This window comes from Armatimonas sp., from assembly GCF_964826245.1.
Window position 1 is genome coordinate 1 of the sequence record NZ_CBAYMC010000351.1, and the last position, 3,449, is coordinate 3,449.

At 53.3% G+C, this 3,449-nt stretch carries 5 protein-coding genes; all 5 read left to right on the plus strand.

Annotated features, from left to right (window positions below):
• Positions 1 to 185, plus strand: a 185-nt coding sequence (locus tag AC1XOS_RS21215) for a hypothetical protein (protein ID WP_481964205.1), incomplete at its 5' end; no start/stop codon positions are given.
• A 67-nt stretch (positions 186 to 252) separates the two neighbouring features.
• A complete protein-coding gene (locus tag AC1XOS_RS21220; protein WP_481964206.1) occupies positions 253 to 918 on the plus strand; it encodes a hypothetical protein in 666 nt (221 codons plus the stop codon).
• A 43-nt stretch (positions 919 to 961) separates the two neighbouring features.
• Positions 962 to 2,161 carry an MFS transporter gene (locus AC1XOS_RS21225; RefSeq protein ID WP_481964207.1) on the plus strand — a complete coding sequence of 400 codons (1,200 nt, stop codon included), beginning with the start codon at positions 962 to 964 and terminating at the stop codon, positions 2,159 to 2,161.
• A 190-nt stretch (positions 2,162 to 2,351) separates the two neighbouring features.
• Complete coding sequence (locus tag AC1XOS_RS21230) at positions 2,352 to 3,188, plus strand: SMP-30/gluconolactonase/LRE family protein (RefSeq protein ID WP_481964208.1); 837 nt, start codon at positions 2,352 to 2,354, stop codon at positions 3,186 to 3,188.
• An 84-nt stretch (positions 3,189 to 3,272) separates the two neighbouring features.
• The coding region (locus AC1XOS_RS21235) for a transposase (RefSeq protein WP_481964209.1) at positions 3,273 to 3,449 on the plus strand (177 nt) is incomplete at its 3' end.

The following is a 3,449-nucleotide window of genomic DNA, read 5'->3' on the forward strand; positions in this document are numbered from 1 at the left end:
GAGATGCGCACCAAGGGTTAGGAGATGATACAGCAGCAGATCCAACCATCGGCTTAGACTCACGAAGTAATGTACCCGTTATTTTTGAGCCAATGAATCCATATTGGTTAATTTCCCCAACAAGCCTAATTTTTTCAGGAGGAGGTATACTATACCCTTTTTATGACTTAGTCGAACCAATTTAAAGTATATAAAACTCAGATTAGAGCAAAACCAGAATGAATCATAGTTACTCAAAATAAGGAAAATAACATGTTATCAATCATATCAGCAACGCTGTTAATGCAACAGCCTTCATTGGGACCAAGATTCCCAGAAACAATCACAATCAAAAGTGCCCCTAAAATATCTCGATTAGATTTTGATTTAATCATGCCTGAAAAAAATGAATATGAAGGCTGTAAATTATCTATAACAAGTTATAAAGATATTGACCATAATGACATAGATAAAATTAAAAAATATGGATGTTATAATTATTATAATTTTTTCTTTAATAGAATTTCAGATGGTTTAGCAACATCAATAAACCTACGAATATCTGTTGACCCACATGATATTGGACTAGTATCAATGCTTGGTTCTACGAGTACAACAAATAATCCATTAGAAAAAAAGACTTCTTTTACAGGAAAATCAATTGGAAAATATGTCTGGTCATATCCTACATCTCTATTAGTAGAAGACTATTGGATATTGATGAAAATTCATTTAATGCCCCAAAATAAACTAAATTCCGATAAGAGTATTACTTTTGGAAATCTCACAGACGACGAAAAAGTCTGGGCTGAGGAAATGGGACGGAAGAGTCTGGATCGGGCTACGGTTCTGGGATTGACGAGTCGGACTGCGGAGAGTGCTCCTCTTTGGGCCAAGGAGCAAGTGGCAAAGCGGCGGGCAGAGCAGAAAAGGCAGTAGCGCTTCATGGGAGAGAGGATCGCGCGTCGGGTACACTCTGCCTGTGGGTATCCTCTCTCTTCTGCGCCGTCACCCGGCACTGCGGCGGCTCTGGATCGGGGCGATGATCTCCGGGCTAGGCGATACGTTTACCTGGATGGCGCTGACGTGGTACTTGGTCGAGCGGACGCACTCCGGGGCCGCCGTCGGGACGATGCTCTTGTGCTTCTCGCTTCCCACAGTCATCACGGGCGGCCTGATCGGCAAGTGGCTGGATCGTCGCCAGCCACGCCCACTCATGATCGCCGACAACCTGGCGCGCGCTCTGCTCATTGGGCTCATTCCGCTCTTTGACAAGCTCGGCTGGCTCCCGCTCACCACGGTCTATATCATCTCCGCGCTCATGGGAGCCCTCTCGCCTGCCACGCGTGTCGGGACACGGCTCCTCACCCCCTATCTGGTTCCCGATGAAGACTTAGAGAGTGCCAATGGGGCCCTCGCCCTCACGGAGCAGCTTCCCGGCGTGATCGGCCCCGCGCTTGCCGGAGTGGCGATTGCGGCTTGGGGCGCACCACAGACTCTGATTTTGGATGCCATCAGCTTTCTCGCCCTCATAGCCGCCATCGCGACGATGCCCAATATCCCCCGCGAAGGGCCGAAGGAAGATGCTCCGAAAAGCTGGACGATTCTGAGGCGCTACCCGACGGCGGCGCTGGTGACGGTTCTGAGTTTTGTCTTCTTCTTTGCCTACGGCCCCACCGAAGCCGCACTCCCGCTCTTTGTGAAGGAGTTTCTCCACTCCAATGCCGCCGGGATGGGAATGCTCTGGTCGGCGGTCGGGGTTGGGTCCGCACTCGGAAGCCTGGGAATTGCCTGGCTCGCACGCTACCCCGCCGGACGTACCATGGCCGGGATTTCGCTCCTCTGGGGCCTCTGCCAGACCGCCACCGCCTTCGCTCCCAGTCTCCCCTACGCAATCGCAGCGTTTTTCTTTGGCGGGATTATCTGGGGGCCGTATCTGGCAATCGAGACGAGCTTCTTGCAGCGCACCGTAGATAAAAGTGAGCATGGGACGTTTTTTGGCGTTCATACAGCCCTGCTCGCCCCGTCTATGCCGCTGGGAGCCGCGCTCGGGGGCGCCCTTCTGCTGAAGATCTCCTCCCAGCAGGTTCTCTTCGGAGCCGCGCTTGCCTGCCTCCTGGGCGGCATTGCCGCGCTATGCATCCCTGGGCTACGCAAGGCCGACCCCGAGCGTGAGTACTAGCCGAGCCTTGTAGATTTCGCGCATCCCCCTCGGTTAGCCAGAGCAAGTGAGGACACTGCCCTCGGGTAGGCCATCGTCGGTGCTGTAGACCCGCACTCTGGGACGCTCTTCCATTCCTATACCCGCTGAGACCAGCCTGCCACCTGTGAGCGCGAGAAAGGGTTCAATGACTTCGTGTTAAAATGCAGCCATGCAAGAAACGCTTTTCGTGGCGGCTCCCCTCACCCAAGGGAACTTTACCACAGGAATCGAAGGCCCGGCCTGTGATCGCGACGGCAATATCTACTGCGTGAGCTTCCAAGATAAGCGCGGGATTGCCAGAGTAGCTCCCGACGGCAAGGCGGAGCTTTTCCTGAGTGTCCCAGAAAAAAGCGCGGGCAATGGAATCCGCTTTGACAAAGCAGGCAAGATGTATATCGCCGATTACACGGATCACAATATCTTACAAGTGGATCTTCCAACCAAGAGCATTCGTGTCTTTGCACACAATGACAAAATGAACCAGCCAAACGATATTGCGATCGCCTCCAATGGAACTCTCTATGCCAGTGATCCCAGCTGGGCCAACAGCACCGGCCAGCTCTGGCGGATCACCAAAGACGGCAAAACGATCTGCGAGGCTACCAACATGGGCACCACCAACGGCATCGAAGTCAGCCCCGATGGCAAGACGCTCTATGTCAATGAGAGTGTCCAGCGCAATATCTGGGCCTTTACAATCGCCCCGGATGGCTCGCTCAAGAACAAGCGCCTCTTCAAGAAATTCGACGACTACGGCTTCGACGGCATGCGCTGCGATATAGACGGCAACCTCTACGCCACGCGCCATGGCAAGGGAACGGTCGTCAAGCTCTCGCCCAAAGGCATCGTGCTCAAGGAAATAGATGTCCTAGGCGAGCACCCCACCAACATCTGCTTCGGCGGCCCCGACGGTCGCACGGCCTATGTTACCGAAGCCAAACAAATGCGCCTTGTTCAGTTCCGCGTAGACCGCCCCGGCCTAGAATGGCAGCGCTGGCAATCCTAAGTGCGCTGCCCCCCAAAAACTGGTCCACTGACTGAGTTGGTATCCTGACAAGAGGCGAGCTTGCTCGCTTCGGGAGAACCAACCGTGAAACAAGGTCAATACAACGACCAGCAAATACTCGCCATACTTCAGCAGGCAGAGCGAGCAGAGAAGACAATCGCCGAAATATGCCTGGAGCATAACCTCACGCAGAACACTTTCTACAGATGGAGGAAGCGATTTGCAGGAGCATCACCTGCCGACCTGGCCAAGAACCGCGAG